The sequence below is a fragment of the Pontibacter sp. GD13 genome (assembly GCF_058216355.1).
On sequence record NZ_JBYZMQ010000004.1, the window covers coordinates 137,774 to 164,289 of the forward strand.

Genomic DNA, 26,516 nt, shown 5'->3' on the forward strand with positions numbered 1-26,516 from the left:
ATTTGATGCACAAGCTGAATGGAAGTGATTGAGTGCCTGAAAGCTAGTCTTAGATGGGTTGGGGTCTGTCTTTATATTTTGCACGGCATATTTCGGACATGCTAAAGGTCATTGAGCCTTGGTGCCTAATACTTAGGGCAAGTACCCGCTAAACGCGGCTGATTGGCTAGGGGGATAGCAGTAGGAGTGGGATTAGAAACTAAATGCCTGCTCTCGTTGAGAGAGCAGGCATTTAAATGATGTTTGATAAGCAGCTAATACTTATTTTAAAGCGATAGTTTGCTTGTTGATAAAAGTTGTGATCTGCTTTGTGGTAAGTACTTCGTTTAGCTCAGCGAAGTACTTATTATTTAACTCCTGTATTTTAGAGTCGAAAGAAGCAGATGTTAATTCGTTGGTAGCCTGAAGTTGCTCAGTCTCTTCCTGGTACTTTTTATTGAGTGTTCTAAGCTGGATGTACTGCATTTCGTTTAACTGCAGCTCATTGATAATATTCCTGTCAACCTGCTTGATCAAAAGCACGAGTGCCTTTTTCTTTTCAGTAGAAATATTGCCGTTTGCAAATGCTGCCTGAGCACCTGTGGAAACAAGAAGTATAAAGGTTACTGCTAAAAGGGTAAAATACTTTTTCATATAAACTTAATTGCATTCTTTGATTCGAAACAACTAAGTCAACCTTTGTGCCAAAAAAAATTATTACCCTATATAGTGTTTTAATGCATTTGAAGTAGGTTTTGTTATTTTAGCTTTTCCCAAAAAGGGAATGAAATTTATAGGGCTGGGAATAAAATCATTTTTTCGAGGCTAAAAGGTATAATATTGCCATGCGTATGGCAACTCCGTTTTCAACCTGGTTCAAAATAATCGAATGATGCGAGTCGGCGGCATCCGAACTTAACTCAACGCCGCGGTTTATAGGCCCGGGGTGCATTAGTACAATCTCTTTATTCAATTGGTTCAGCATGGCCTTATCAATTCCATAGTACAAAGTATACTCCCTTAAAGATGGGAAGTATTTCATTTGTTGCCTTTCCAGTTGAATACGCAGCACATTGGCCACATCGCACCAAGCCAGTGCCTTCCTAATATCCAGCTCTACCTTTACCCCCAGTTCTCTGATGTACTTGGGAAGCAGGGTAACGGGACCGCAAACCATTACTTCGGCGCCTAGTTTCTGCAGTGCGAAAATATTAGACAAGGCTACCCTGGAATGCAGGATGTCCCCGACGATCACCACTTTTTTCCCGGCTACTTCTCCAAGCTTTTCCCGAATTGAGAATGTGTCCAACAAAGCTTGGGTAGGATGCTCGTGCGTACCATCTCCGGCGTTTATAATGTTGGCGGAAATGTGTCGGCTAAGAAAGTGAGGCGCCCCCGGGCTGGAGTGGCGCATGACGATCATATCCACTTTCATAGCCAGGATATTATTTACAGTATCGAGCAGGGTTTCGCCTTTCTTCACCGAACTGCCGCTACTACTAAAATTGATCACGTCCGCTGAAAGCCTTTTTTCGGCTAGCTCAAAAGAGAGCTTTGTTCTGGTGGAGTTCTCGAAGAAAACGTTCGCGATCGTTATGTCTCGCAGCGAGGGTACTTTCTTGATGGGCCTGTTCAGTACATCCTTGAAGTTATCCGCAGTTTCAAAAATGAGTTGGATATCTGCTGTAGTGATATCTTTGATTCCTAAAAGGTGCCGGACGCTGAGCTCTTGCATGTACTGAGATGTTTAATCGTCGGTTTTGGTAATCAGCCAGATGTTATCTTCCGGGGTTCCGGGGGTTTGCCATTCTACAAGTACCCGCTGGCTTTGAAGTGAGTTTACACTTCGGCCCACATACGTAGGCTGTATGGGCAGGTGGCGTGTGTAGAGCCTGTCAACCAGCACTAAAAGCTCTACCCCGGCTGGCCGGCCAAACGCTATCATGGCGTCCAGGGCTGCCCTGACCGAGCGGCCAGTATAAAGCACATCATCTGCCAGGATCACTTTTTTTCCCTCGATCAGAAAATCGATTTTGGTTGCGTTGGCTGTAAGCGGAGAGTCGCGGCGGCGGAAGTCATCGCGGTGGAAAGTGGTGTCCAGGTGACCGGTTGGAACCTTCTTGCCAAGTATGGCGGCTAGGGTTTTTTTTATCCGGTCGGCCACAAAAATGCCCCGTGGCTGCAGGCCTAAGATAACAGAGTCAGAAAAATCACCGTGGTTCTCGATAAGCTGATGGCAAAGGCGCATCACCATTATCTCGAGCAGCTGGTGGTTCACAATAAGTCTTTTCTGCATAGCCTAAAGTCTTGGTTGCAAATATAGTAGAGTTAAACTTAAATGCGTGGTAGTTGAATGGCTAAATTGTAAATCTGGCCAGATTACCGGGACGCCCCTATGCCAAAAAGTGGCACAGGGGCGCACTAAAACGATGCGTTTAAAAACTGATCTTGTTTATGTAGAAAACAGTGCGGGGTTCAGCGCCTATAGTTTTGATACGCTGGAAACCATAGGCAGCAAAGTTTGCGGCATACCAAGAGATAATTCCAGGGGATTCGGTTAGCAGCACCTTTTCGCTTTCGCTATAGGTTTTAATTTTCAGTTTGTGCTCTTCATCGTCAAACGTGCTGCCTTGCATGATGTGGTAAATGATAGCGTCATTTTCTGGGTAGGCCATCACCACCCTGCCATCGGGTGTGTAGCTCACTTCCAGCACATGCGTTAAATCGAAAGTGGTCACATCCTTTAAAGGGAAGGCATTGTCCCAGAGTAAAATACCTTGCTTATCAAAGCCCATCACAACGGCGTGCGTGCGTTTGTAGCCATCCTGGGGGCGGATCAGCGAATTGCCGCGGTCTATGTTCCAGGAGCTGGAGTTGGAGCGATACTGTGGATAGTATGACTCTGCGGCCAACACGTAACCGGTCGGGGTACTGATTAAGTCGTGGAGCAGCAAGCGATACCTGAAGGAGGTTTCTTTGCCAGCTTTGTAACGGCTGGTTTCTCTCCTGCGTGTCCTTTCCTCCCGGCGCGGGCGCATGTATTTCAGGAAGTTTTGCAGTTGCAGCACATTGTAGAAATTGCCGTTGCCACCAGAGGCAGCGAGCGGGGCAGTGAAAAACCCCCTTGAATAACGGAGATCCCTTGCCCCATACGTACCTAGAAGCAATTTATGGGCGCTGTCACCGGGCGATATCTCGGCGTTCAGAAGGCTTTTGTCGTGTTGCTGAAGTATAAAGTGGTTGTCAAGCAGTTTTCCTTCCGCATCAAAGCTTTTTACCTGTAGCCTGGATATTCTGCCGTTCGACTCGGTCATGACCACATCGACGCGTCCGTTCACCGGATCTGCCAGCATATCGGAGAAAGAGGATTCATCGCCATAGACCGCTGGCAGAATCTGCGGCTCTTTGCTGGATGGATTCAGGTAAAGCAGCAGCGGTTTAAGATCTTTACGGTTTCTGCCTATCAGAAAATAGTTGCCATGTAAAACGTTGAATTCATAGATCGCATCTACATTCTCCAGTTTGTGCGCAATGGATTCAGCTTTCCCGGTTCGGAGGTTAATCTTTACAAAAGTATATGCCTCCTTATCATCTCCGCTGAACACAAAATAGGTGAAGGGTTTGGCAGTATAGAAGCGCACGAATTCCTGATCCGGGTCAAGGGTGGCTTTGGTTTGCCAAACTTCCTGCAAGCGATCGTTATACTTTGTGAAGTAAAACTCAGCCTTGGTGTTCCAAACATTACTGATCTTGTGATACAACAGCAGGCTGCTGTCGGGCAGGACAATTACCTCTGCCTGCGTTTCCTGTATATTGAAAGGCAATTCGAGGCGTACAGGCTGCTTCGGTTGCTGCGCCAGGAGCGGGACAACGACCAATGCGAAGATCATCGTGAAAAAGCTTCGTACTTTAGCCATATACGGGTGGAATGCCAGGAAGTACACGCATGCGCGTTTAAAAATGTTTACTCCATTTAAACGCGAATCGTTGTACCCGGCTTTGGTTCAGCTGCTGCTATCAGTTTCCCAGGGCAAGCAGGATGTCGAACTCCTCGGCTTTAAGCGGCATTACCGAGAGCCGCGACTGGCGCAGCAGGGCAATGTGTTCAAGCCGCTTGTCCTGCTTGATATGCTCCAGGGTAACAGGCTCTTTAAAGTCGCGGAAGGGTACCAGGTCTACCACAACCCACTTTGCATCGTCGGCGGTTGGGTCCGGGTAGGCGGCCTTTTCTACTTTGGCGATGCCTACCACCGCTTTCTCAGAAACGCTGTGGTAAAACAACACCAGGTCGCCGGGTTGCATCTGCTGCATGTTGTTGCGTGCCTGGTAATTGCGAACGCCATCCCACATGGTTCTGCCGTCTTTTACTAGGTTTGCCCAGGAATATTTTTCGGGTTCTGATTTTACGAGCCAGTGCTGCATGAGTGATGAAATGTAAGTATAAAAGTTAAGTTCGTGGCAGGGATAAGCGGCTGCTAAGGCATAAGCAAAACGCGGCTTTCTCTGCCAGAGCAAGCCTTATAAAAGGCCTCCTTAGCCAGCATGAGATCTGCTGCTGATCTTAGAGATCATAAGCGACAACAGGGGCCACGCTGTCGGAAACAGTGTATTTTACTCCACGTTTGGCATGCCCGTATTAAAAGCAGCTTAGTTCGATGTGGATGGGTTCTTTCTTACTTTAAGCACGTCATCCTTTAGAGAAACGATTTCTAGGGTGTAATGCTGGGGCGGTTGACCATTGCCTTTAATAGCGACCTTTACCTTGTCCTTATCCACTTTCTCCCATTGACCGATATGCTCCTCCAAGCCATCGGTAGGCGCGATGTCGTACTGTTTCAGAACCCCTCCTTTTTCAAGCTCAAATCCTGTTCTGCCTCTGGATGGCGGGAAATCGTAGGAGTTAGGGCGGTAAACAAGCACATCGTCCTTATCTTCCTCGTAAGAGTGCAGCCATGTTTTGCCCAGCAAATCTTTTTCGAGTGAGTCCTGTTTACAGGTGGTTGCCATCAGCGCAAGGCAAAGCAGAAGAAGTATTGATGCGTATTTCATGGTGCAGGTGTAGTTACAAGGCTAAGTTAGGGATTTCTTTCTTTATATAGAAGTGTGGGAATATAATTAGGGGTACAATCGGTTTGCCTCCTTTTTCTATCTTTGTACTTATACGACAAAGCGCTTTGGAAAATAAGAAGATCATAAAACTGTTTAAGCTGACAGCGGAGTTGCTGGAGCTGCACGACGAGAATCCTTTTAAAACACGCTCCTACACCAATGCCGTGGGCGCTTTGGAGCAGGTAGAGCTGCCCCTGCAGGGGATGAGCCGCCAGGAATTGGAAAGCATTCAGGGGGTAGGAAAAGGCATCGCCGGTAAAATTATAGAGATCAATACCACAGGGTCTTATGAGGAGCTGGACCAACTGCTGGCTGCCACACCTCCGGGCGTGGTGGAGATGCTGCATATAAAGGGTATTGGTCCTAAAAAAGTGCGCACCATCTGGAAGGAGCTCGGCACTGAAACTGTAGAAGAGCTTTTGGAAGCCTGTGAGCAGGATAAACTAAGCAAGGTAAAAGGGTTTGGAGCTAAAACCCAAGAGAATATAAAGCAGGCCCTGTTGTTTACGCAGCAAAACCGCGGTAAACTACTCTACGCCGAAGCGGAGGCCGGTGCAGAAGAACTGTTGCAAAAAATAAGCGAGGTTTTCCCGGGTGTGCAGGTGGAATTGGTAGGGCAGGTGCGGCGCCGGATGGAAATCGTGGAAGTGATCCAGTTTATTCTGGCCACCCAAAACGCTGTGGAGGCGCATCAAAAGCTGAACCTTATTAAGGAGCTGGAAGAGGAAGAAAGCGCATCGGGCCCGTTTGCCTGGCGCGGGCACTACACACTCACCAACGTTAAAGTTGAAATAAAGCTGGTTTCGCCGGCGCGTTTTGCGAATGAGGTGCTGCTGTGCTCCGCTGCCCCGGCGCATTTAGCTTTCGCTTACAAAGAGGGGAGTACCCTGCTGGACCTGCTGCGCGCAAAGGAGTACGACTCTGAAGCTGCGGTGTATGCCGCAGCCGGAATGGCCTACGTGGTACCCGAGCTTCGGGAAGGCACCCATGAGCTGTCCCTTGCCCTGGAGGATAAGTTGCCGAAACTACTGGAGTTATCCGACCTGAAAGGCAGCCTCCACAACCATAGCAGTTACTCCGACGGGGCGCATACGCTGGCACAAATGGCAACTTTCTGCCGCGACATGGGCTACCAGTACCTCGGTATTTCAGACCACTCCAAAACCGCATCTTACGCCGGTGGCTTAAGAGAGGGCGATGTGCTGCGCCAGCACAAGGAAATTGATGAGCTGAACAAAAAACTGGCCCCGTTCAAGATTTTTAAAGGAATAGAATCCGATATTCTGGGTGATGGCTCGTTGGATTATGAAGAAGATATCCTGAAAACCTTTGATTTTATTGTGGCCAGTATCCACAGCAGCCTGAACATGGACGAGAAAAAGGCAACCGCGCGCCTTATTACCGCCATCGAAAACCCTTACACCACCATGCTGGGCCACCCGACCGGGCGTCTTTTGCTGCGCCGGGAAGGTTACCCGATCAACCACCGGAGGGTGATTGACGCCTGTGCCGCCAACCAGGTGATCATTGAGATCAACTCCAACCCGTGGCGCCTTGACCTGGACTGGCGCTGGGTGCACTATGCTTTAGAAAAGGGCGTCATGTTGAGTATAAACCCAGATGCGCACCACACCAGCGGCTACCATGACATGAAGTATGGCGTGCTGGTTGGTCGTAAAGGAGGGCTCACCAAAGAGATGACGTTTAACACAAAGTCTGTGGATGAGGTGGCGCAGTATTTCAGTGAGCGGAAGGGAAGTATAAAGTAAGCCTATAGAACAGCGTATCTGCCAGAAACCTGCCATGCCAAAAATACTCATACTCCGTTTTTCCTCCATCGGCGATATTGTGCTTACCACGCCGGTTATCCGCTGCATTAAAAAGCAGGTGGCGGGGGCGGAGGTGCATTACTGTACCAAAAAGTCTTTCCAAAATATACTGGCCAACAACCCGCATGTGGCTAAAGTGCATGTGCTGGGCGATAGCCTGGGGGAACTGGTGCAAAGGCTAAAAGCAGAGGACTTTGACTATGTGGTAGACCTGCATAACAACCTGCGCACGCGCATCATCAAAACCAGACTGGGCAAACCAGCCAGAAGCTTTAACAAACTGAACTATGAGAAGTGGCTCATGGTAAACTTTAAGCGCAACCGCCTGCCGCACCAGCACATCGTGGACCGATACCTGCAAGCCGCTGCGCGCCTGGGCGTAAAAGACGACGGGGAAGGGTTGGATTACTTTATTCCGGAGCAGGAAGAAGTAAGCTTGCAAACCTTACCTAAACCATTTAACAAAGGGTACATTGCCTTTGCCATTGGTGCGCAGCACTATACCAAGCGGCTCCCGACTGCCCGTATCATAGAACTGTGCGGACGCTTGCAGCAGCCTGTTGTGCTTTTAGGAGGAAAGGAAGATGCGGAAACAGGAGATGAGATTTCTTGCTATTTTGAGCAACACCCATCTACAGGAACCCAGATCTTCAACGCCTGCGGCAAGTATAGTTTAAACGGATCGGCCTCGCTGGTGCGGCAGGCGGATAAAGTGATCAGCCACGACACGGGTTTGATGCACATCGCCGCAGCTTTCCAGAAAGAGATCATCAGCGTGTGGGGCAACACAATTCCTGCGTTCGGCATGTACCCCTTCCGGACGAAATACCAGGTGCTGGAAGTAAACGGCCTCAGCTGCCGCCCCTGTTCCAAAATAGGATATGGCAGATGTCCTAAAGGCCATTTTAGATGCATGCGTGCCATTGATTTTAGTGCGATAGAAATTTAAAGATCCATGATGCCTCCTGTAAAACTAACCTGGCAGCCCACGGATGCTCAGTTCTTGGAAGCCCTGATGCTAGCCACCGACGGCAAGAGCGGAGCGCCCCTGCAGGAAGTACTGTTAATGGCAGATGCGCTGGAAGGAAACGTGTTTGCTTTGAAAGAAGTAGAGGAGGCATTGGAAAAGCTGGTTGCCGCACTATTTGTACAGGTGCCAAAGCATAAGCTAGCCTTAACGCCACTTTTTTTGCAGGCTTACGAAAGTATGGATGTAGCAGATCAGGAAGCCCTGCTTGAATGGCTGCAGCGCCATGCGCTAACCGAGCAAAGTATACAGGAAGCCAGGGAAGCGCTTAAAAAGTATAAACTGAAGAACTACTATCAGCAGTATTTGGAGCAGTACGGGTAGGGATGTTGGCGCAGAAGCGCATTAAACCTCACAGCGTCTTCCAGACCTGTAAGTGTTTTGCCAGCTATCTTCAAATTTTTTACCAGTTACAAAATAAAAACAGCCGCTGAAGTATAAATCCAGCGGCTGTTCTAGTTAGAGAACCCTCTCAGAAATTTTATGAAATCTTCTCAAACCCAAGGTAGGGGTGCAGCACTTTTGGCATATTAATACCCTCCGGTGTTTGGTTGTTCTCCAGTATAGCAGCCACAATACGCGGCAGTGCCAAAGCGCTGCCATTTAGAGTATGCAACAGCTGGGTCTTTCCGGCCGCTGTTTTAGAGCGCAGCTTCAGGCGGTTAGCCTGGTAGGTTTCAAAGTTAGAGGCAGAGCTAACCTCTAGCCAACGGCTCTGCGCTGTAGAGTATACTTCCATGTCATAGGTCATGGCAGAGGTAAAGCCCATGTCGCCACCACACAGGCGTAACACGCGGTAAGGCAGCTCCAGCTTTTGCAACAGTCCCTGAATGTAAACGCTCATTTCTTCCAGCGTCTCATAAGATCTCTCAGGCAATGTAACCTGTACGATCTCTACCTTGTCGAACTGGTGCAAGCGGTTCAGTCCACGCACATCCGCACCCCAGGAGCCTGCCTCGCGGCGGAAACACGGCGTGTGCCCGGTGTTTTTGATCGGGAGCTGCTCAGCGGGCACGATTACATCGCGGTATAGGTTCGTAATCGGCACTTCCGCCGTCGGGATCAGGTATAGGTTGTCGGCGGTAGCATGGTACATCTGGCCGTCTTTATCCGGTAACTGGCCGGTGCCGTAGCCCGAAGCCTCATTCACCAGGATGGGCGGCTGCACCTCCATGTAACCTGCGGCGATGGCCTGGTCCAGGAAAAAGTTGATCAGCGCGCGTTGCAGGCGTGCTCCCTTGCCTTTATAAACAGGGAAACCGGCACCTGAGATCTTGTTGCCCAGCTCAAAATCAATGATATCATACTTCTGTATCAGCTCCCAATGCGGCTGCGCCCCTTCGTGCAAGGTGGGAATATCGCCATGCTGTAGAACTATTTCGTTGTCTTCGGGTGTTTTACCTGCAGGCACACGCTCGTGCGGCAGGTTTGGCAGTTTGTATAAAGCTTTTTGTATTTCGTCCTCTATCTCAGCTAGTTGGTCTGCCAGTGATTTAGTCTTTTGCTTAAGGTCTGAGGTTTCTGCTTTAAAGGCCTCCGCTTTGTCCCGCTCGCCGTTTTTCATCAGTACACCGATCTCTTTTGAGATGGCATTCGCTTTGCCTTGCAGCTCATCGTGTTCGTGTTGCACCTGGCGGCGCTGCTGGTCAAGTTCGAGCAGGGCGGCTACTTCTTCGGCCGCATTTTTGTAGTTTTTCTTGTTCAGGCCGGCTATCACCTGCTGGGTCTGTTCTCTTAAAACTGAAAGCTGTAGCATATTCTGGTATTATATTTACACACAAAAATATACTTTTTTGAGTAGTTAGCGGCATTTGATGAATCTTTTAAAAGAAATCTGAAACTTTTTATATAAAAGACTTCGTAATATTTGTTAATTATGAACCATTGCAATAACATTGCAGTGCAATTTAATAAAAGGCCCTTCCTGTGCCTTGCAAACTCTTTCGCAACCTATTCTTTTTCCTAGTTTATAAAATAAAAATCTCTCGCTGCGTTCGCTTCCGCGTTACCAAGCAAGTACAGTTAACTACCAACCACTATTTATGTACAATATTGAAGAATTGAAAGATAGACTTCTTTCAGAACTCAAGGAAATTGCTGAAGATCTGGGTGTTAAAAATTTCAAGAAGCTTAGCAAACAAGACCTCATCTACAAAATCCTGGATCAGCAAGCCATTACCCCTCCAGATAAAATAGCCAAAAAGTACAAGGCATCCCCTCGCACAGACGAAGCACAAACAGCAGAGACTGCTGAAAGCACAATTGAAGTGGCCGAAGAAGAACTGGCTGAGGTTGCTTCTGCATCAACCCCGCTGCAGGCCGAACGAAAAGAAAGAACAGAGAGAAGGCCATCGCGTGAGCCTGCTGCCCGCAGAGAGACAAACAACCAAACGCTCGTTCAATCACCACCCCTAAAAGATCACGGCCCTCAGAATCAGCCACAGGAGCGCGTGCGCCGTGATAACAGGAACGAAGGAAATAATCGCAACGAGGCACCCCGGAACGAAGGAAGAAGAGAGCAGAGAGATGATAACCGTGCCGATCGGACTGAGAAAAGGCCCGAGCGAAATGATAACCGAAACGACAACAGGGAAAACAGGCCGGAACGCAGCGACAGCCGCAACGAGCAGCGTGATCAAAGCAACCGTGCCGATGTAGCCCCGCGTCGCAATAACCAACAGCAAGTGAGCAGTAGCAACTTTAAGGAGTTTGACGGAATAATTATAAATGAAGGTGTGCTGGAATTAATGCAGGATGGATATGGATTCCTCCGCTCCACGCACTATAACTACCTGGCCAGCCCGGATGATATTTACGTGTCGCCGTCGCAGATCAAGTTGTTTGGCCTTAAAACAGGCGACACGGTAAAAGGGCAAATCAGGCCACCCAAAGAGGGGGAGAAGTATTTTGCCCTGTTAAAGGTGGACACCGTGAACGGACGTACCACAGAAGAGATTCGTGACCGTATTCCTTTTCAGCACCTTACCCCGCTGTTCCCTGAAGAGCGTCTGGAGTTAACCACTCTCCCAAGCCAGATGTCAACGCGTATCCTCGACCTGTTTGCCCCAATCGGAAAAGGCCAGCGTGGTATGATCGTGGCACAGCCTAAAACAGGTAAAACCGTGTTGCTGAAGGAAATCGCCAATGCCATTTCTGAAAACCACCCCGAAGTATACCTGATGATCCTGTTGATCGACGAGCGTCCGGAAGAGGTGACTGACATGGCCCGCAGCGTAAAAGCGGAGGTGATCGCCTCTACTTTTGACGAAACCGCGGACCGCCACGTAAAGGTAGCCAGCATTGTGCTCGACAAAGCGAAGCGCATGGTAGAGTGCGGACACGATGTGGTGATCCTGCTGGATTCTATCACACGTTTGGCCCGTGCCTATAACACGGTGGTTCCTTCATCTGGTAAGATCTTATCGGGTGGTGTGGATGCCAACGCGCTGCACAAGCCAAAGCGTTTCTTCGGTGCGGCCCGTAACGTAGAGAACGGCGGCTCGCTTACCATTATCGCCACCGCCCTGATCGATACAGGCTCTAAGATGGATGAGGTGATCTTCGAGGAGTTTAAAGGTACAGGTAACATGGAACTCCAGCTGGACCGTAAATTAGCCAACAAGCGTATTTACCCAGCCATAGACGTTCCTGCTTCCGGTACACGCCGCGAAGACCTGTTAATGGACAGAGACGAACTGAACCGCGTTTGGATCCTGCGCAAGTTCATGTCTGACATGAACTCAGTAGAGGCGATGGAATTCCTGAAAGACAGAATGAAGGGCACCAAGAGCAACGAGGAGTTCCTGATCTCGATGAACAGCTAAGACCATAGTAGTCTACGTATATAAAGGGAGAGCCTGCCGGATAATGTATCCGGCAGGCTCTCCCTTTATATACGGATTTCTTTACCACCAAAACTGGTAGCCAGGCTGCACGAGCAAGTAGTATACATACGTGACAACGAGGCCGAAAACGATATGTGCGGCTATCAGGGTAAGCAGGTAAGTGCGAAGGTTCAGGAGGGGAGGGCGGGGATGGAACATAAAAAAGAAATACCACAGCACCATGGCTAAGATTCCGTTTGCCAGCCCCAGCAGCATACCCCAGGATGCGGTGATGGTTCCGATCTCAGCGTCCCAGATAGCCAGGTACATCAGGGCGAACAGGATTCCCATCAGATAAACTAGTACGGTTCCCACCAGCTTTGTGCTCACCGCCTCTGATAAGGTTCCGTCTGCATGCGTCCGGTTCAGGGCCATGGTACCCATGATCCGGATCATTTTCATAACACGGTGGGTGAAAAAGGAAAGCAGGTACAGAAAAGCCGTCATGGCGGCAGTAGCCGCCAGGCCTGCCAGTATTACGTAGAGTAGTTTCATCGTCTTTATTATGTTTCACCTAGATACACAACAGTACGTGCAGGTTTCTATCATCGGCTAAATTCTGAACAGGATCATCAGAATAAATGCGGCGCTTATGGAGAGCGATGATATTTTGTTCATGCGCATCGTGTTCTCATAGTTAACTTCGCTTACGTCTTGCTGCGCGCGCAGGGCCCAGCCCGTGAAGTAAAAAAGAATGGGGGCGGTACAGAGGAGGAAAATGAAAATGTTGCGCACCTGGTGGTTGGCAAAGTAGAGCCAAAGCAACAGCGATGCGCCTAACGCGAGGCTTGCGGCCGCAAACAGGTAGGTGCCTTTTATGCCCAGCAGCAGGCTCAGCGTTCTGTCGCCGCGCCGGCTATCTTCCTGGTGCTGATAAATTTGGGTAAGGGGGTAAGAGCCGCACAGGAAAAGCGTGCTCACGAGCGCAAACCACACATTAGGAGCCTGAAACACCTCTGAAACGGTGGCGCCTACGCCTGTTTGCACCATACCGAACGTAAACGCCCCCTGGAAAAAGGTAACCACAAATGTACTGACGATGGGGTATTTTTTGAGGCGTATTCCTTCGTAGCTATATGCCTTGGAAATAAGCAGGTAAAGGGCAACCAAAGCCCCGAACAATGGCGCAAGCAGGGTGGCGAGCAAAACGGCCAGAATATCGAACACCAGCACCAGGTGCATCAGCTCCCGGGTTACCTTGGGGGGGCGTTTTAACCCTCCGATGCTGCTCTCGTCGCGGTCATAATAGGAGTTGTAGCCGTTACTGGCGGGGTACACCAGCAGATGGAGCAAAACGAACACGGCCAGCGCGCGCCAAGTATCAACATAAGCCAGGGCGCTCAGGGCAAACCAGAAAACCGGCATCAGGTAAATCGAAAAAGGAATACGCATGAGCGTAAGTGCACTACGGTAGTTTCTCATGTAACTGGTTAAAGTATGGCTCCTGTAAAGCCGTACAGGAAGTTTTGTTTGCGCGGCATGCTGCCTATCCTGCGGCAGGCTGCTCTATAGCAGGGTAACCTGTCAGGTAGATCACGTTTTTGCCGGGTCCTTTTCCAGCTCTACCTGTTTGCCAGATATAGTCCGGTGCGTTCAGGCTTCGGATCATGCGCTCCAGCTTTTCAGGCGGATAGATACGCAATAAGGAAACCGTGCCGTCCCAAAGTATCCCTAAGGGAATCAATGGGATGATATACGTGAAAAATATCCTGCTAAACTTAAAGGGTTTTATAAAAGGAGTTAGAAAAACAATGACAAACGGAAAGGTAAGCCAAAGCAGCAGTAACTCCGTCCAGCTTTTTTTGGCACCCTCAAATACCCCGATCGCAGCACGCTTGTTAACCGCGTCCTGCAGAATACCCTGTGCCATGGATGGCGGAAAATGGTGGAAAGAAGAGAAGACTGTACGCACGCCGTGCACGTGCCCGGGCACATCCAGGGCGTTTACGGGTTCCGGTATAAAATCTATCGCCCCCTTCGACTCGATTTTAAGGTACTCGTAAGCGTCGATGTTCGGGTAAAGATCGGTGAGGGTAACGTGCACGGTAGTGTTCATGCGTTGGCTGAGGGCCTGGCGCAGCCCGGCAATGCCGCCCCCGGCACCGGCGCACAGATCGGTGATATGCCGCTGTTTTGTTTTGGTGAGCAGTTCTTCCAGCTGCGGCAAAATGGCTTCGTAGGTATCCAGGGAGCTGATCATAAAGCGCAGGTAATCCTGCATGCCTCCGCGAACAACCTGCGGAAACCACTTCTGGTCTTCCAGTTCAAATAATTGTAGGCGGAGTTTCAATAGTTGCTTTTTTTATTACAAACTACTGTTCCGTAGCGCCAAAGGTTATTATTGAACTAAAATGGCGCCAATTTACCGGAGTATGCCGTTTGGCCCGGCCCCTGTTCTAATACCCGCTTCGGTGTTGCTGAACAGCTGCCAATATTCTTCGGTGGGTAGGGTGGGGTCGGGTAACACGCGCAGTGTGGTGCCGTCGCTAAAGTATATGGTCAGGCCGAAGTTATCCTGCCCCTCTATGCGTTCCACCACCAGGTTCGGGTTATCGTGGCTTACCTCCTTCAGGCGCTGGTCGCGCAGGCTGGAGCCGGGTACTTTCCAGTCCCACACCGGAGATGGCAAACCGGCCTCCCGTTTCCGGACAAATACCTGCTCATGGGTGATAAGCGCTGTATCGGGTTGCTGCAGTTCCCACGGACAGTTTAGGGCAAGGGTTAGCTCACCGATGTCCAATACCAAACCGTCCGGGGTGGTGTAATGCGCCTGCCCGAAATGGAAGTACTGCACTTGCCGGTTGCGCGTTGTCTTGGTAAGTGGCAAGCCGATTAATCTGTTAAAAACCTGTTGCTGTGTATCTTGCATGTGTGTTAAAAGAGATGGTAGGCTAACAAGGCAAATATAAACAGACGGCGTTCAAAATAAGCATTTTCACCTGCTCTTAACTAAGTTTTATGGCCTTTCGGCCGTGGAAGTTGTCTACAAAAGGTATATTTGCAGTTGATTTGTCAGAAGCGGGAACGGGAATTTAAAGAGGGAAGCCTCTGTTTGAATACAATGCTGAAAGAGCAAGAAAAAATAGAAAAGCCCAAGCGGCCCTTGTATAAAAGTATAGCCGGTTTTGTCTGGAAAGCCTTCTTCATGGGTTTTGCGGCGGTGCTGCTTTACCTGTTTAGCGTAGAGTACAATGTGCTGTTCCTCTTTGGGTCCTCACCCAGCCTGGACAGGCTGGAGAATCCGCGCTCTGACCAGGCCTCGGAGCTTTACACCGCCGACGGCCTGCAAATTGGCAAGTACTTCAAGGAAAACAGGAGCCCGGTCTCTTACCAGGATATGTCGCCGGAGCTGATCAATGCGCTGGTTGCCACCGAGGATGTGCGTTTCTACGAGCATTCGGGCATCGACCCTGCCGCTATTGTCTCTGCGGTGTATGGCAGCCTGAACGGTGATGCGAGGGGCGCCAGCACGATAACCCAGCAGTTGGCCAAGAACCTTTACAAAACCAGGACCGACGACTCAAAAGGAGTGCTCGGGCATATCCCTCTGCTGAACATCCTCATCTCCAAAACAAAGGAGTGGCTAACGGCCATTAAACTGGAGCAGCGCTACACAAAGAAGGAGATCCTGGCCATGTACCTGAACACGGTAGACTTCGGCTCGAACTCTTTTGGTGTAAAAGTAGCCGCCAAAACATTTTTCAATACCTCCCCGGATAGCCTTAAAATAGAACAGGCGGCCGTTTTGGTAGGCCTTTTAAAAGCACCCACCTACTATAGCCCCAGGTTTAACCCGAATAACGCCACACGTCGCCGCAATACCGTGCTGGGCCAGATGGCCAAGTATAATTACCTGACGCAGGCAAAGGCAGACTCGCTTGCTGCCTTGCCCCTGGTGCTGGATTACAGTGTGGAAAGCCATTATGACGGGCCAGGTACCTATTTTAGGGGCGCAGTGGCAGAATACCTGCAGGAGTGGTGCAAACAGAATGGCTACGACCTGTACCGCGACGGCCTGAAGATCTATACCACCATCGACTCCCGCATGCAGGCGCACGCCGAAGCAGCCATGGAAGAGAACATGCGCAGGTTGCAGCGCCAGTTCAACAGCCATTGGCAAGGTAAAAACCCGTGGGTGGATGAGAAAGACCGGGAAATTCCGGGTTTTGTGGAAGAGACCATCAAGCGCACCGCTTATTACCAGCGCCTGAAAAAAAAGTATGGCAATGATGTGGCCGCTATTAACCGGGAGCTGAACACGCCGCACGAAATGATGGTGTTCACCTGGGACAATGACGCCCTGGAAAAGAAAGTGACCATGAGCCCCCTGGACTCCCTGGCCTACTACAAGCATTTCCTGCACGGAGGCATGATGTCTATGGATCCGTTTACGGGCCACGTGAAAGCATGGGTAGGGGGCATTAATTTTAAGTATTTTAAGTACGACCACGTAAAGCAGGCCCGCCGCCAGCCGGGGTCTACCTTTAAGCCCTTTGTGTATGTGGCTGCCATCGATAACGGATACTCGCCCTGTGATAAGATCGTGGACAAGCGCATCACCATAAATTATGTGGAGAACGGCGAGAAAAAGAGCTGGTCCCCTACAAACGCCGACTGGGAGTACACCGGGGCGCCCATGACCCTGCGCCGCGGCATGGGCAAATCTGTGAACTCCGTGACGGCCCAGCTTACCGAGATCATTGGATGGGAAACCGTCGTGAAATACGCCCGGCGGCTGGGCATCACCAGTCCGTTGCAGACTGTGCCCTCCATCGGTCTGGGGCCAAGCGATGTCTCCATCTTTGAAATGGTAGGCGCTTACAGCACGTTCCCCAACCATGGTTTCCATACAAAACCGATGTTCATTACACGCATCGAGGATAGAAACGGCAACCTGATCCAACAATTCACCCCGAAACAGAAAAAGGTGCTGAGCGAGGAAACGGCCTTCCTGATGATGCACATGTTGAAGGGAGGCATAGAGGAGCCAGGCGGCACCTCGCAGGCACTTTGGGAATATGACCTCTGGAAAGGAAATGAGATAGGAGGCAAGACCGGAACAACCTCTAACCACTCCGATGGTTGGTTTATGGGAGTTACCAAAGACCTTGTGACCGGCGTGTGGGTAGGTGGTGAAGACCGAAGTATACATTTCAGAACTTCCCAGCTGGGCGAAGGCTCCAAAACCGCCCTGCCGATGTTTGGCCTGTACATGGAGAAAGTATACCAGGACAAAAACCTGGGCTATACCATGGGCCGCTTCCCGGGGCCTACCGTTAAGATCAGTAAAAAGTATAACTGCACCACTGTGTTGCCTAAAAGCACATTACCTGACTCCACTGCCATGGATGAGATTCTAAAGACCCTGAACATGGATAGCCTGCTGCAGTAGGGGTGTATGAGTCATACTCTAAAAAGGCATGGGTCCTGCAGTAAGCTGCAGGACCCATGCCTTTTTAGAGTAACCAGTGAGGATACGCTAGTGCTTTTCGCCCTCGTAAAAAGACTCCAAAGCCTCTTCCAGGTAATTATACTCAAAGGTAAAACCGGTTTGCAACACTTTGTTGGCGCTCACCCGCTGGCCTGTCAGGACTACCTCGCTCATTTCACCCATCATCAGGTTAATGGCAAAAGCAGGCACTTTGGGGAGCACGAGGGGCTTGTGCATGGCGTTTGCCAGTAGTTTCGTGAACTCAGCGTTCGTAACCGGGTGCGGCGCCACTGCATTGTAAACACCTTCAAACTGGGTGTCCTCAATGGCGGCCGTGAACAGTCGGCACACGTCATCGATGTGTATCCAGGACATGTACTGTTTGCCGGAGCCAAGCGGTGCTCCTGCCATCAGGCGCACAGGCCGTGCAAGTTGGGGCAGTGCCCCGCCCTTGTTGCTGAGCACAATACCCTGCCTAAATATAACTGTCCGCAAATTCAGGTCGCGCATCTGCCAGGCGGCTGCCTCCCAGGCTTTGCAAACCTGCGCCAGAAAATCGTCCGCGTACGTACTTTCCTCCGACATCAGCTGATCGCCGGCATTGCCGTAAATGCCAACGCCAGACGCCGAGATAAAGCCTTTTACATGATGGGTGGTTTGGTTCAGGCACTTATAGAGCAGGTTCGCGCTATCTACCCTGCTGCGCACAATAACCTTTTTCCGCTCATCCGTCCACTTCTCCTCCGCCAGGCTGGCGCCAGCAAGGTGAATGATGTAGTCAGCATAGGAAATGGCATTGTCGTCGATGTAGTCATTTTTGATATCCCATCGAAACGTTTTGTAGTTGGATACTTTATCCGGACTTCTGCTCAGGTGCGCCACTTCATAACCCTGGTCAATCAGCATTTCTGAGAGGCGCATACCAATTAATCCTGAACCACCTGTAATTAGAATCTTATCTGGCATGGTGCTTTTTTAGCATAAGTAATATAGAATTGATCCTATACGGGGATAGGGTGTTGTTCAGTTGCCCGAAACAGTTTGCAAGTTAACCAAGTATGTTTTTAAGCGGATGGAGCACTGCAGCCGGCGCTACTTGCGGCGGATGTGGGCCAGGAACTCGTTCCGGAAATGATCTTCCTGAAACAAGCCTGCATACTCGGCTGTAATCGTGCTGCTGGTTACATCGTTCACCCCGCGGCTCATCACACACAAATGATCCGCCTCTATGAGTACCGCTACGTTATCTGTTTGCAGGGCCTGCTTCATCTCATTGGCGATCTGCATGGTCATGCGCTCCTGCACCTGCGGACGCCGGGCATAGTACTGCACAATGCGGTTCAGCTTAGAGAGGCCAATTACGTGCGCATTGGGCACATAGGCCACATGCGCTTTGCCGATGATGGGCACGAAGTGATGCTCGCAGGATGAATAGATGGTAATATCCCGCTCCACAAGCATGTGGTTATACTTGTACTTATTCTCAAAACGGCTGATAGCCGGTTTATTGCCTGGGTGCAGGCCGTGGAAAATTTCCTTCACGTACATTTTTGCTACTCGATGCGGCGTGCCTTTCAGGCTGTCATCTGTCAGATCCAGGCCCAGCGTATGCATAATGCCGGCAAAGTGTTGCTCAATGAGCGCTATCTTTTCATTATCAGAGAGGTCAAAAGCATCCGCGCGAATTGGGGTTTCCAGTGAACTCAGGATATGATCATCCATTTCTTCAGCTTCGCGCTCCTGGTCCGGGTTATCCATGGTATTCAACAAAATTTCGTTCAGTTTCATAAAGTGTTACTGCTAAATCAAATTCCTTGCTGATTTTTTCGCGCAGTTTGTTCCAGATCACGACAGCAATGTTCTCTGCTGTCGGGTTGGTTTGTTTAAATTCCTCTGTGTCCAGGTTTAAATTCTTGTGATCGAACCGCGACACGATCTCCTCCTGTACAAGATCGCTTAACTTCTTCATGTCGTACACATAGCCTGTATCGGGATCTATGGTGCCGGTCAGTTTCACAACAAGCTCGTAATTATGGCCGTGATAGTGTGGGTTGCTGCATTTTCCGAAAACTTCGGCGTTCTGCGCGTCGCTCCAACTGCTGTTATACAGTCTGTGCGCGGCATTAAAATGCTCCTTGCGGCAAACGGTGATTCTCATATCCTTGTCAACAACCATTTTTGTACAAATGTTTAAACTGGTGTAGAAACCGGCAGGAACCTGTTTTACTACAAGTTTGCAAAGTTAAGTTACTCAGCTACATTCACAAACCAATTTTTAGCTAAAATAATCCCTGCGTACCCGTTGTTTGTCAGGCCGATTACTTATTTTAGGAGGCAAATAGACATACACATCATTACAGAAACCCGATTGAAATGAAAATGAAAGCAACTTTACTCGTTTTGTTTGTACTGGCAGCAGGGCTTTGCAGGGCGCAGCAGGTTAAAGTGGAAGAGAGCGAGCAATCGGTAAACGGGGTGATACGCCGCGGGCAGCAGCTTACCGTGCAGCTTGACCCCAAGCAGGTGGAAAGGTCCTGGAAGGATTACCTGAACCAGAAAGCCGGTAAGGTGAAGTCAAGCAAAGGGGTGTATACAGTAGAGGGCGCCGTGATTGATACCATCTCACATGTGCCCATGCGGGTGCTTTCTACGGTGGGCAGCAGTGCCTTCGGGAGCAACGTATGGTGGAGCTTAGACCTGGGCACGGCCTACATTGATAAAGTAGCCACCCCGAAAGAGTATGCCTCGGCGGAGAATTTCATGCGGGGCTTTGCCCGAAAGTTGTACCGCGAAGATGTGTTCAGGCAAATCAACGAAGCAGAGGATGTATTGCGGGCTACCAAATCAGAGCAGGAGCGTGTGGTAAAGCAGGCCAACGACATACAGGCAACCATAGAAAAGAACAGGAAGCGGAAGCAGGAGCTGGAGGCAGAATTGGTGCGCAACGCCCAGGACCTGAAACAACTGGAGCAGGACGTGATCAATAATCAAAAGCAGCAGGAGGCCAGCCGGCAGCGTGTCCTGGACATGGAAAAGGCCGTGGAGGCAGTACGTGCCAAGCTGATGGAAATTAAGTAACGCAAGTTGCACTAAATTTACCCGATAGCGTTCCTTTTACCCTAGCCAGTTCACCTCCTCAAACCACTGCAGGATAAAGGAGGGGGAACACTCGCGCAAGCTTGTCCTTACTGCTTGGATAAAAACCTCGAGTGGCTGGTGTCGGACCTAAAGTTTCATCCAGCGCTGTATTTCCTTATCGGCAAATTGCTCATCGCGCCAGGCTACGAATTTAGTGCCGCGGGTGGGGTTACGATACAAGAACCATAGTTTCAGAATCTCCTTTGCCGCTGGGTACTCCTTTGTCAGGGCGGCCATTGTAGTCGCCTCCAGGGTGCGCTCGCTCGGGCGGGCGGGTACTGCCACAACCACAGGCTCCAGGTTACCGTCCGTTTCCAGCTGAAGCAGCCCCAGCGGTATCACTTCCATCACGGTGCCTGTTTCAGCTCTTTCAGAAAGGATGATGATGTTGAGTCCGCGTCCATTCTGTTCTAACTCAGTGGAAGGGATAAATCCGTAGTTAGCCGGGAAGGGCAGGAACTCGACCACGCGGTCTTTGCCGGCATTCTTGTCTTTTACAAATTCCTTTGTTTCGCGGTTGTACCTGAGCTGGTGGTTGTTGCCTGCGGGCACTTCTACCACTGCCTGCAACTGCCTTGTGCCTGAATAGGTAGGCAGGTTGGCATAATCGGTTTTACAGCCAGCCAGCAGCAGAGAGACGGCCAGCAGCATGGCACACAGCGGTTGTTTCATGGGTTTGGGGTATAGAATTGGTTTAAATTTATACTTGCTACTACAACTGCAGACTTTCAGCACCAGAAAAGCCGCCCTGAAACATTCACAAGAGTTCGTTACGAAAATCTGCTTTTGCCCTGTGGTGACAGGTGTCCCACGCCTGATTCTCCGTTTTCTGTACTGCATATCATTTGACGGATAGCCTTTTAAGGATGGAGAGCAAAGATAAGCACTAGCCTGAGTCGACAAAGCCGCAGCGTGATTTTCTGCGCTTGCCCGAGGACAAACAAAAAAGAGGAGCTGTCGAAACAACTCCTCTTTTAGCATTATAGGAAATCTATGTAAGCAGGTATGCTTAGCGTCTTTCTTTAATACGAGCTGCTTTACCCTGAAGACCTCTCAGATAGTACAGTCTTGCTCTCCTTACTTTACCTCTTCTTACCAGTTCGATTTTCTCAAGAGCTGGAGAAAGAAGTGGGAAGATACGCTCTAAGCCGATCTGGTTAGATACTTTTCTTACAGTGAAAGTCTCGCCGTTTGTGTTCACGTTCTTACGCTGAATCACAACGCCCTGAAACTGCTGAATACGCTCTTTGTTACCCTCACGGATTCGTACGTGGATATTGATAGTATCACCCGCCTGGAAAGTTGGGAAAGAGGCGCGCTTGTCAGTAGATTCCTGCTCAATAAATTTAATTAGTTCGCTCATGATGGCTATGTTCTTAAAGTATCTTCTTCAAATTTCGGACTGCAAAGATATGTAATTATTTATTACATAAGAATCTTTGCAGTAAAAAAATATAGTTTTTTCTGTTCAGCTTCTTTTATTTAGAACCCAGACAGTTAGTTATTTAATAATCTCTTCGCCCAAACGCCTTTTACTCATCCAGCAGGTCCGGCCTGCGCTGCCGCGTGCGCTCTACCGCTTTTTCAAACCTCCAGATTTCGACTTTAGGCAAATCACCGGATAGAAGAATGTCTGGAACCTTCATGCCCTTGTAATCGGCCGGACGTGTGTACACAGGCGGCGCTAGAAGCCCATCCTGGAAAGAGTCTGTCAGTGCAGAGGACTCGTCGTTCAGCACTCCAGGTATAATGCGGATGATGGCATCTGCCAGCACTGCTGCGCCAAGTTCTCCGCCAGAGAGCACATAGTCGCCTATGCTGATCTCGTGCGTTACAAAACGCTGCCGCACGCGTTCATCCACGCCCTTGTAGTGGCCGCAAAGTATGATCACGTTCTGTAGCAGCGAAAACTGGTTGGCTAGGGTCTGGTTCAGCGTTTGCCCGTCCGGTGTCATGTAAACGATGGCATCATAGGAGCGGTCAGCCTGTAGTTCGGATATACACTTGTCAATCGGCTCTATCATCATCACCATGCCGGCGCCACCCCCAAAAGCATAATCATCTATCTGGCCATGCTTGTTAACGGCATATTTGCGCAGGTCGTGAACGTGAACCTCTACAAGGCCTTTTTGCTGGGCACGCTTTAGTATGGAATGGTTAAAGGGGCTTTCCAGCAGATCGGGCTGGCAACTGATAATATCGAAGCGCATTATTTTTCCTCCCCGCTATCCTCGTCTGTGTCGTCGGCTTCGTCGGGGTTTGCAGGTTCGGTGTATACTTCCAGGAGTCCTTCGGGCAGACTGATATGAAGTTCTTTCGCCTCGTGGTCTGCGCGCAGTATGATCTCATCCATTACCGGGATCAGCATCTCCTGGTTCATGTAGTCCATGGCCATCAGCTGTTGCTGCGGCAGGTCGTAAAACTCTTTAACAGTACCTAGTTTCCCATGGTTCTCATCCACTACCTGGTACCCGATCACCTCATGGAAGTAGAACTGATCCTCTTCCAGCTCCGGGAGCTCATCGAGTGGCAAGTATAAGGAGGTGCCGCGTAAGGCCTCGGCCTGTTCCATCGTTTTGATATCCTCAAACTTGATGATGAAACGGCTGTTCTTGATGGGCTCCATGGAGGCTATAAAAAAAGGAACCAGCCTTCCTTTTTGCTCAAGGAAAACTGATTCCAGTTCTTCATAATCCTCGGGGAAGTCTACGTCGAAAAACGCGACTACCTGCCCCTTGGTGCCATGGGTTTTGACGATGTATCCTAGCAGAAAGCAGGCATCAATTTGCATGGCAGGATTAAATTATGCTTGCTCTTCCGTAGACTCGCCACCTTCAGCTGCTGCCTCAGGAGCTTCTTCTGTTGCCTCTTCAGCAGGAGCGTTCGCTGCCACCTTATCAGCCTCACGCTGACGGATTGCCTCTGCACGCGCTTCTTTAACTTTCGTTTCAGCATCGAATGCAGCCTTTTTCTTCGCTTCTTTGTCTGTAACCAGACCCTGACGCTTGCCTTCGATCTTGGCTTCTTTCTCATTCTTCCAGTCCTCTAAACGAGAATCGGCAGTTTCCTGAGAAATAGCGCCTTTGATAACACCAATCTGCAGGTGTCTTCTGTAAAGTACGCCTGTGTAAGAAAGCATAGCCTTTACTGTGTCAGTTGGCTGTGCACCGTTCATCATCCACTGAAACGCCTTGTCCTGATCGAAGTTGATAGACGCCGGGTTCGTGTTTGGGTTGTAAGTACCCAGTTTCTCGATGAATTTACCATCACGTGGTGATCTTGCATCTGCTACTACGATATCATAGATAGCTGCTTTCTTGCGACCTCTGCGGGCCAATCTGATTTTTACTGCCATTTTGTTATAAGTTGTTAAGTCGGCGAATCCCGTTCGCCAGTTTTTAGAACCGCAAAGATACCAAAATATTATCGTTATCTCTACTGCCTTCCGGATTTATTATTTTGCTGTTACACTCAGGAAAGCTGATCAACCAAAAAGCCCTCTACAGGGAGGGCTTTTTGGTTGATAATCAGGAAAGTGACTTCAATTGCGTGACGTTACACTGGGTTAAGCGGCCACTTTTGCTCTGGGCTCCGCTTTTGCTTTCAGCTTCGCCTCTTTCAGCTTGATAACCCGAAGCTTGTTCAGCGTCCAGATTACTGGCCAGGTAGGGTCTACCTCCCACCACTTTACCCCAAAGTTCACCCGGTTAGGCAGTTTGTGGTGGTTGTTCTGGAACAGCTCCCCACCCGTCAGGAAATCGAAGAAAAGCGAATTGCGTGATTTATCGTTGTTATTAAAGTTCTGGTAGCCATACTTATGGCCGCTCCAGTTCACGATGGCGCCATGTACCGGACCCATCAAAAAGTGAATCGGCAGCAGCAGGAACATCCACCATTGGGTTGCAAAAGCGATGTAAACGCCCACATACACCACGCCCCAGCCAATGCGGGAGTAGTAAGAGTCGCCCAGTTTCTCAATGGCCGGCCACACCGGGTAGTCCCCGTCAAAGCGACGCTCGGGCTCCACGCGGTGGTTCAGCACATTGTTGTAAATCTCCTTTGTCTTCCACATCATGGTAAACGCGTTGTTAGAAAAATGCGGGGAATGTGGGTCACGCTCCGTGTCGGAGAAGGCGTGGTGCATGCGGTGCAGCACCGCGTATGCCCGCGGCGACAGGAAAGAGGAGCCTTGGGCAATATAGGTTAACAGGTAGAATGCCTTCTCCCAGAAAGGGTTCATGGTGAACATTTTATGGGCGGCGTAGCGGTGCAGGTAGAAGGTCTGTACAAAAAGAGACAGGTACCAGTGCGCTACAAAAAAGATCAGGATAGCCATTAAATTAAAAGAATGATGTTGATGGTTAATTACTTCAATGTTGTTTACACGCCACACCCATGCCAGGTAACGCGCAAAGCTACAACACGAATTCTATGTAAAATAGAGAACAGGGCGTAAAAGTTCAGGAAATGATAAAAATCATTTTTGGATGGTAGGTTTTCCGCTAAAGCAGGCTTCTGAAGGGGTTCCAGACGGCTGCCTGGGGAGGGTTGGCGCACACGGTAACGGGGGTCTTTAGGGTAGGGTGCTCAAACACCAGTTGCCGGGCATGCAAGGCTATACTTTTATCAACCAGGGGCTGTGGTGCACCGTACTTCAGGTCGCCGACAATCGTGCATTTCATAGTGGCCAGCTGTACCCGGATCTGATGCGGGCGGCCTGTAATGGGGTTCACTTCCAGCAGGTGCCTGCCGGCGGCCACACGAAGCAGTTTGTAGTGCAGCTCGGACCGTAAGCCGGCCGGGTTTTCTTTGCTGTACGCTTTGGTCACGTTGCGCGCGCTGTCTTTTATGAGCCAATGCAGCAGGGTGCCCTGCTCTTTGGGGGGCTTGTTGGCCACTACTGCCCAATATGTTTTCTGGGTTTTCTTGCTCCTGAAAAGCTCGTTAAGCCGGCTCAGGGCCTTGGATGTCTTGGCCAGGAGCACAACCCCGCTTACAGGCCGGTCCAGGCGGTGCACCACACCAATAAAAACGTTGCCGGGCTTGTTATACTTTTGCCTGATGTATTCCCTGGCCCGGTCAGCCAGCGTTTCATCGCCTGTGTCATCGCCATGCACTAACAACCCGGCAGGCTTGTTTACCACCAGCACATGGTTGTCTTCAAATAGTACTTCCAGCATCATTATAAACCGATTATAACCTGTGCATGCCACACGAAAGTGCAAAAGGTGCTTTCTTTTAAGATTTTAGTATTAGCGCGTAGCCCACCGCTCACTTTTTATAATTTCTGAATTGCAGCTAGTATGCTTCCTTCTGGTTCGGGAAGTCGTGGCTCTTCACATCCTTCACATAATGCTGCACGGCCTCCGTCATGATGGTGTGCAGGTCAGCGTACCGGCGCAGAAAACGCGGCTTAAACTCTTTATTTATGCCCAGCATGTCATGCACCACCAGTACCTGCCCATCCACATCGGGGCCTGCGCCAATGCCGATAATCGGTATCTGTAAGGACTCCGCCACGCGTTTTGCCAGCGCAGACGGAATTTTCTCGAGCACAATGGCAAAGCAACCCAGGTCCTGCAGCAACTGTGCGTCGTCGAGTAGCTTTTGTGCCTCTTCCTCTTCCTTGGCGCGCACCGTGTAGGTGCCAAACTTGTAAATGGACTGCGGGGTAAGCCCCAGGTGGCCCATCACGGGTACCCCGGCGCTCAGGATGCGGGTGATCGATTCCTTTATCTCGGCTCCTCCCTCCAGCTTCACACCGTGCCCACCAGACTCCTTCATGATGCGGATGGCAGAGCGCAGCGCCTCGGAGGAGTTGCCCTGGTACGAGCCGAAAGGCATATCTACTACTACAAAAGCCCTGTTCACGCCCCTTACCACCGAGGATGCGTGGTAGATCATCTGATCCAGTGTAATAGGAAGGGTAGTTTCATGGCCTGCCATCACGTTGGAGGCGGAGTCGCCAACCAGGATCACATCGATGCCGGCGGCATCCAGAATGGTGGCCATCGAAAAATCATAGGCCGTCAGCATGGAGATTTTCTCACCACGCTCTTTCATGTTTCGCAACTGGTGCGTGGTAACTTTTTTCACGTCGCTTTTATGAACAGACATAG

The 26,516-nt window shown here is 50.0% G+C and carries 28 protein-coding genes; 6 read left to right on the forward strand and 22 right to left on the reverse strand.

Annotated features, from left to right (window positions below):
* Window positions 1-261: 261 nt before the first annotated feature.
* The 6 genes from AC4BAN_RS08185 to AC4BAN_RS08210 form a co-directional block, all read right to left on the reverse strand.
* On the reverse strand, window positions 262-633 hold the full coding sequence (locus tag AC4BAN_RS08185; protein ID WP_490563904.1) for a hypothetical protein: 372 nt from the start codon (window positions 631-633) through the stop codon (window positions 262-264).
* Between the two features lie 157 nt (window positions 634-790).
* Window positions 791-1,714, reverse strand: a complete 924-nt coding sequence (locus tag AC4BAN_RS08190; protein WP_490563905.1) for an aspartate carbamoyltransferase catalytic subunit — start codon at window positions 1,712-1,714, stop codon at window positions 791-793.
* 12 nt (window positions 1,715-1,726) lie between these two features.
* Window positions 1,727-2,275 (reverse strand): bifunctional pyr operon transcriptional regulator/uracil phosphoribosyltransferase PyrR, encoded by a 549-nt coding sequence (pyrR, locus tag AC4BAN_RS08195; protein WP_490563906.1) that lies wholly within the window; start codon window positions 2,273-2,275, stop codon window positions 1,727-1,729.
* A gap of 139 nt (window positions 2,276-2,414) precedes the next feature.
* The gene (locus tag AC4BAN_RS08200) at window positions 2,415-3,896 is read right to left on the reverse strand and encodes a recombinase family protein (protein WP_490563907.1); all 1,482 of its coding nucleotides are present in this window, start codon (window positions 3,894-3,896) and stop codon (window positions 2,415-2,417) included.
* A gap of 100 nt (window positions 3,897-3,996) precedes the next feature.
* Window positions 3,997-4,401 (reverse strand): EVE domain-containing protein, encoded by a 405-nt coding sequence (locus tag AC4BAN_RS08205; RefSeq protein WP_490563908.1) that lies wholly within the window; start codon window positions 4,399-4,401, stop codon window positions 3,997-3,999.
* Between the two features lie 225 nt (window positions 4,402-4,626).
* The gene (locus AC4BAN_RS08210; RefSeq protein WP_490563909.1) at window positions 4,627-5,028 is read right to left on the reverse strand and encodes a hypothetical protein; all 402 of its coding nucleotides are present in this window, start codon (window positions 5,026-5,028) and stop codon (window positions 4,627-4,629) included.
* 125 nt (window positions 5,029-5,153) lie between these two features.
* Here AC4BAN_RS08210 and AC4BAN_RS08215 point away from each other — a divergent pair, with 125 nt between their 5' ends.
* Genes AC4BAN_RS08215 through AC4BAN_RS08225 form a run of 3 tightly spaced genes read left to right on the forward strand, consistent with a single transcriptional unit; the run spans window position 5,154 to window position 8,268 of the window.
* The gene (locus tag AC4BAN_RS08215; protein ID WP_490563910.1) at window positions 5,154-6,857 is read left to right on the forward strand and encodes a helix-hairpin-helix domain-containing protein; all 1,704 of its coding nucleotides are present in this window, start codon (window positions 5,154-5,156) and stop codon (window positions 6,855-6,857) included.
* Between the two features lie 34 nt (window positions 6,858-6,891).
* Window positions 6,892-7,866 (forward strand): glycosyltransferase family 9 protein, encoded by a 975-nt coding sequence (locus tag AC4BAN_RS08220; protein WP_490563911.1) that lies wholly within the window; start codon window positions 6,892-6,894, stop codon window positions 7,864-7,866.
* Window positions 7,867-7,872: 6 nt separating this feature from the next.
* Window positions 7,873-8,268 carry a hypothetical protein gene (locus AC4BAN_RS08225; protein WP_490563912.1) on the forward strand — a complete coding sequence of 132 codons (396 nt, stop codon included), beginning with the start codon at window positions 7,873-7,875 and terminating at the stop codon, window positions 8,266-8,268.
* Between the two features lie 157 nt (window positions 8,269-8,425).
* Here the strand turns inward: AC4BAN_RS08225 and serS are convergent, their stop codons facing one another.
* A complete protein-coding gene (gene serS, locus AC4BAN_RS08230) occupies window positions 8,426-9,700 on the reverse strand; it encodes a serine--tRNA ligase (RefSeq protein ID WP_490563913.1) in 1,275 nt (424 codons plus the stop codon).
* 286 nt (window positions 9,701-9,986) lie between these two features.
* Here serS and rho point away from each other — a divergent pair, with 286 nt between their 5' ends.
* Window positions 9,987-11,768: a transcription termination factor Rho gene (gene rho / locus AC4BAN_RS08235; RefSeq protein WP_490563914.1), complete on the forward strand. Its 1,782-nt coding sequence runs from the start codon at window positions 9,987-9,989 to the stop codon at window positions 11,766-11,768.
* Window positions 11,769-11,849: 81 nt separating this feature from the next.
* Here rho and AC4BAN_RS08240 read toward each other — a convergent pair whose 3' ends face one another.
* The 4 genes from AC4BAN_RS08240 to AC4BAN_RS08255 all read right to left on the reverse strand — a co-directional run bounded on the left by AC4BAN_RS08240 (window position 11,850) and on the right by AC4BAN_RS08255 (window position 14,697).
* Window positions 11,850-12,323, reverse strand: a complete 474-nt coding sequence (locus AC4BAN_RS08240) for a hypothetical protein (RefSeq protein ID WP_490563915.1) — start codon at window positions 12,321-12,323, stop codon at window positions 11,850-11,852.
* Between the two features lie 57 nt (window positions 12,324-12,380).
* The gene (locus AC4BAN_RS08245) at window positions 12,381-13,250 is read right to left on the reverse strand and encodes a UbiA family prenyltransferase (protein WP_490563916.1); all 870 of its coding nucleotides are present in this window, start codon (window positions 13,248-13,250) and stop codon (window positions 12,381-12,383) included.
* Window positions 13,251-13,314: 64 nt separating this feature from the next.
* Window positions 13,315-14,118 carry a class I SAM-dependent methyltransferase gene (locus AC4BAN_RS08250; protein WP_490563917.1) on the reverse strand — a complete coding sequence of 268 codons (804 nt, stop codon included), beginning with the start codon at window positions 14,116-14,118 and terminating at the stop codon, window positions 13,315-13,317.
* A 72-nt stretch (window positions 14,119-14,190) separates the two neighbouring features.
* Window positions 14,191-14,697: a hypothetical protein gene (locus AC4BAN_RS08255; RefSeq protein WP_490563918.1), complete on the reverse strand. Its 507-nt coding sequence runs from the start codon at window positions 14,695-14,697 to the stop codon at window positions 14,191-14,193.
* 192 nt (window positions 14,698-14,889) lie between these two features.
* Here AC4BAN_RS08255 and AC4BAN_RS08260 point away from each other — a divergent pair, with 192 nt between their 5' ends.
* Window positions 14,890-17,220 (forward strand): penicillin-binding protein 1A, encoded by a 2,331-nt coding sequence (locus AC4BAN_RS08260; protein ID WP_490563919.1) that lies wholly within the window; start codon window positions 14,890-14,892, stop codon window positions 17,218-17,220.
* A gap of 87 nt (window positions 17,221-17,307) precedes the next feature.
* Here AC4BAN_RS08260 and AC4BAN_RS08265 read toward each other — a convergent pair whose 3' ends face one another.
* The 3 genes from AC4BAN_RS08265 to AC4BAN_RS08275 form a co-directional block, all read right to left on the reverse strand.
* Window positions 17,308-18,225 carry a TIGR01777 family oxidoreductase gene (locus tag AC4BAN_RS08265; RefSeq protein ID WP_490563920.1) on the reverse strand — a complete coding sequence of 306 codons (918 nt, stop codon included), beginning with the start codon at window positions 18,223-18,225 and terminating at the stop codon, window positions 17,308-17,310.
* Between the two features lie 126 nt (window positions 18,226-18,351).
* On the reverse strand, window positions 18,352-19,047 hold the full coding sequence (folE, locus tag AC4BAN_RS08270) for a GTP cyclohydrolase I FolE (protein ID WP_490563921.1): 696 nt from the start codon (window positions 19,045-19,047) through the stop codon (window positions 18,352-18,354).
* Window positions 19,010-19,417, reverse strand: a complete 408-nt coding sequence (locus tag AC4BAN_RS08275) for a 6-pyruvoyl trahydropterin synthase family protein (protein WP_490564023.1) — start codon at window positions 19,415-19,417, stop codon at window positions 19,010-19,012. The genes folE and AC4BAN_RS08275 overlap by 38 nt, the downstream gene beginning before the upstream one ends.
* Window positions 19,418-19,638: 221 nt before the next feature.
* On the opposite strand from AC4BAN_RS08275, the gene AC4BAN_RS08280 reads away from it, so the two are divergent.
* A complete protein-coding gene (locus tag AC4BAN_RS08280) occupies window positions 19,639-20,337 on the forward strand; it encodes a DNA repair ATPase (protein ID WP_490563922.1) in 699 nt (232 codons plus the stop codon).
* Window positions 20,338-20,484: 147 nt separating this feature from the next.
* Here AC4BAN_RS08280 and AC4BAN_RS08285 read toward each other — a convergent pair whose 3' ends face one another.
* The 8 genes from AC4BAN_RS08285 to panB all read right to left on the reverse strand — a co-directional run bounded on the left by AC4BAN_RS08285 (window position 20,485) and on the right by panB (window position 26,514).
* Complete coding sequence (locus tag AC4BAN_RS08285) at window positions 20,485-21,069, reverse strand: inorganic diphosphatase (RefSeq protein ID WP_490563923.1); 585 nt, start codon at window positions 21,067-21,069, stop codon at window positions 20,485-20,487.
* 337 nt (window positions 21,070-21,406) lie between these two features.
* On the reverse strand, window positions 21,407-21,760 hold the full coding sequence (gene rplS, locus AC4BAN_RS08290; RefSeq protein WP_490563924.1) for a 50S ribosomal protein L19: 354 nt from the start codon (window positions 21,758-21,760) through the stop codon (window positions 21,407-21,409).
* A 169-nt stretch (window positions 21,761-21,929) separates the two neighbouring features.
* Window positions 21,930-22,607 carry a tRNA (guanosine(37)-N1)-methyltransferase TrmD gene (gene trmD / locus AC4BAN_RS08295; RefSeq protein ID WP_490563925.1) on the reverse strand — a complete coding sequence of 226 codons (678 nt, stop codon included), beginning with the start codon at window positions 22,605-22,607 and terminating at the stop codon, window positions 21,930-21,932.
* On the reverse strand, window positions 22,607-23,188 hold the full coding sequence (gene rimM, locus AC4BAN_RS08300; protein ID WP_490563926.1) for a ribosome maturation factor RimM: 582 nt from the start codon (window positions 23,186-23,188) through the stop codon (window positions 22,607-22,609). Before rimM ends, trmD begins: the two co-directional genes overlap by 1 nt.
* Window positions 23,189-23,200: 12 nt before the next feature.
* On the reverse strand, window positions 23,201-23,752 hold the full coding sequence (locus AC4BAN_RS08305) for a 30S ribosomal protein S16 (RefSeq protein WP_490563927.1): 552 nt from the start codon (window positions 23,750-23,752) through the stop codon (window positions 23,201-23,203).
* Between the two features lie 210 nt (window positions 23,753-23,962).
* A complete protein-coding gene (locus tag AC4BAN_RS08310; RefSeq protein ID WP_490563928.1) occupies window positions 23,963-24,733 on the reverse strand; it encodes an acyl-CoA desaturase in 771 nt (256 codons plus the stop codon).
* Window positions 24,734-24,899: 166 nt separating this feature from the next.
* Window positions 24,900-25,580 (reverse strand): RluA family pseudouridine synthase, encoded by a 681-nt coding sequence (locus tag AC4BAN_RS08315; protein ID WP_490563929.1) that lies wholly within the window; start codon window positions 25,578-25,580, stop codon window positions 24,900-24,902.
* Window positions 25,581-25,695: 115 nt separating this feature from the next.
* A complete protein-coding gene (gene panB, locus AC4BAN_RS08320) occupies window positions 25,696-26,514 on the reverse strand; it encodes a 3-methyl-2-oxobutanoate hydroxymethyltransferase (RefSeq protein ID WP_490563930.1) in 819 nt (272 codons plus the stop codon).
* Window positions 26,515-26,516 lie beyond the last annotated feature (2 nt).

Coding starts and splice junctions, on each gene's coding strand:
- AC4BAN_RS08210 (WP_490563909.1), bottom strand. CDS start 5,028: ATGAAATACGCATCAATACTTCTTCTGCTTTGCCTTGCGCTGATGGCA.
- rho (WP_490563914.1), top strand. CDS start 9,987: ATGTACAATATTGAAGAATTGAAAGATAGACTTCTTTCAGAACTCAAG.
- AC4BAN_RS08190 (WP_490563905.1), bottom strand. CDS start 1,714: ATGCAAGAGCTCAGCGTCCGGCACCTTTTAGGAATCAAAGATATCACT.
- AC4BAN_RS08245 (WP_490563916.1), bottom strand. CDS start 13,250: ATGAGAAACTACCGTAGTGCACTTACGCTCATGCGTATTCCTTTTTCG.
- AC4BAN_RS08240 (WP_490563915.1), bottom strand. CDS start 12,323: ATGAAACTACTCTACGTAATACTGGCAGGCCTGGCGGCTACTGCCGCC.
- AC4BAN_RS08280 (WP_490563922.1), top strand. CDS start 19,639: ATGAAAGCAACTTTACTCGTTTTGTTTGTACTGGCAGCAGGGCTTTGC.
- folE (WP_490563921.1), bottom strand. CDS start 19,047: ATGAAACTGAACGAAATTTTGTTGAATACCATGGATAACCCGGACCAG.
- rplS (WP_490563924.1), bottom strand. CDS start 21,760: ATGAGCGAACTAATTAAATTTATTGAGCAGGAATCTACTGACAAGCGC.
- AC4BAN_RS08220 (WP_490563911.1), top strand. CDS start 6,892: ATGCCAAAAATACTCATACTCCGTTTTTCCTCCATCGGCGATATTGTG.
- AC4BAN_RS08255 (WP_490563918.1), bottom strand. CDS start 14,697: ATGCAAGATACACAGCAACAGGTTTTTAACAGATTAATCGGCTTGCCA.
- pyrR (WP_490563906.1), bottom strand. CDS start 2,275: ATGCAGAAAAGACTTATTGTGAACCACCAGCTGCTCGAGATAATGGTG.
- rimM (WP_490563926.1), bottom strand. CDS start 23,188: ATGCAAATTGATGCCTGCTTTCTGCTAGGATACATCGTCAAAACCCAT.
- AC4BAN_RS08205 (WP_490563908.1), bottom strand. CDS start 4,401: ATGCAGCACTGGCTCGTAAAATCAGAACCCGAAAAATATTCCTGGGCA.
- AC4BAN_RS08310 (WP_490563928.1), bottom strand. CDS start 24,733: ATGGCTATCCTGATCTTTTTTGTAGCGCACTGGTACCTGTCTCTTTTT.
- AC4BAN_RS08265 (WP_490563920.1), bottom strand. CDS start 18,225: ATGCCAGATAAGATTCTAATTACAGGTGGTTCAGGATTAATTGGTATG.
- trmD (WP_490563925.1), bottom strand. CDS start 22,607: ATGCGCTTCGATATTATCAGTTGCCAGCCCGATCTGCTGGAAAGCCCC.
- panB (WP_490563930.1), bottom strand. CDS start 26,514: ATGTCTGTTCATAAAAGCGACGTGAAAAAAGTTACCACGCACCAGTTG.
- AC4BAN_RS08200 (WP_490563907.1), bottom strand. CDS start 3,896: ATGGCTAAAGTACGAAGCTTTTTCACGATGATCTTCGCATTGGTCGTT.
- AC4BAN_RS08225 (WP_490563912.1), top strand. CDS start 7,873: ATGATGCCTCCTGTAAAACTAACCTGGCAGCCCACGGATGCTCAGTTC.
- AC4BAN_RS08260 (WP_490563919.1), top strand. CDS start 14,890: ATGCTGAAAGAGCAAGAAAAAATAGAAAAGCCCAAGCGGCCCTTGTAT.
- AC4BAN_RS08305 (WP_490563927.1), bottom strand. CDS start 23,752: ATGGCAGTAAAAATCAGATTGGCCCGCAGAGGTCGCAAGAAAGCAGCT.
- AC4BAN_RS08275 (WP_490564023.1), bottom strand. CDS start 19,417: ATGAGAATCACCGTTTGCCGCAAGGAGCATTTTAATGCCGCGCACAGA.
- AC4BAN_RS08315 (WP_490563929.1), bottom strand. CDS start 25,580: ATGATGCTGGAAGTACTATTTGAAGACAACCATGTGCTGGTGGTAAAC.
- AC4BAN_RS08185 (WP_490563904.1), bottom strand. CDS start 633: ATGAAAAAGTATTTTACCCTTTTAGCAGTAACCTTTATACTTCTTGTT.
- serS (WP_490563913.1), bottom strand. CDS start 9,700: ATGCTACAGCTTTCAGTTTTAAGAGAACAGACCCAGCAGGTGATAGCC.
- AC4BAN_RS08285 (WP_490563923.1), bottom strand. CDS start 21,069: ATGAAACAACCGCTGTGTGCCATGCTGCTGGCCGTCTCTCTGCTGCTG.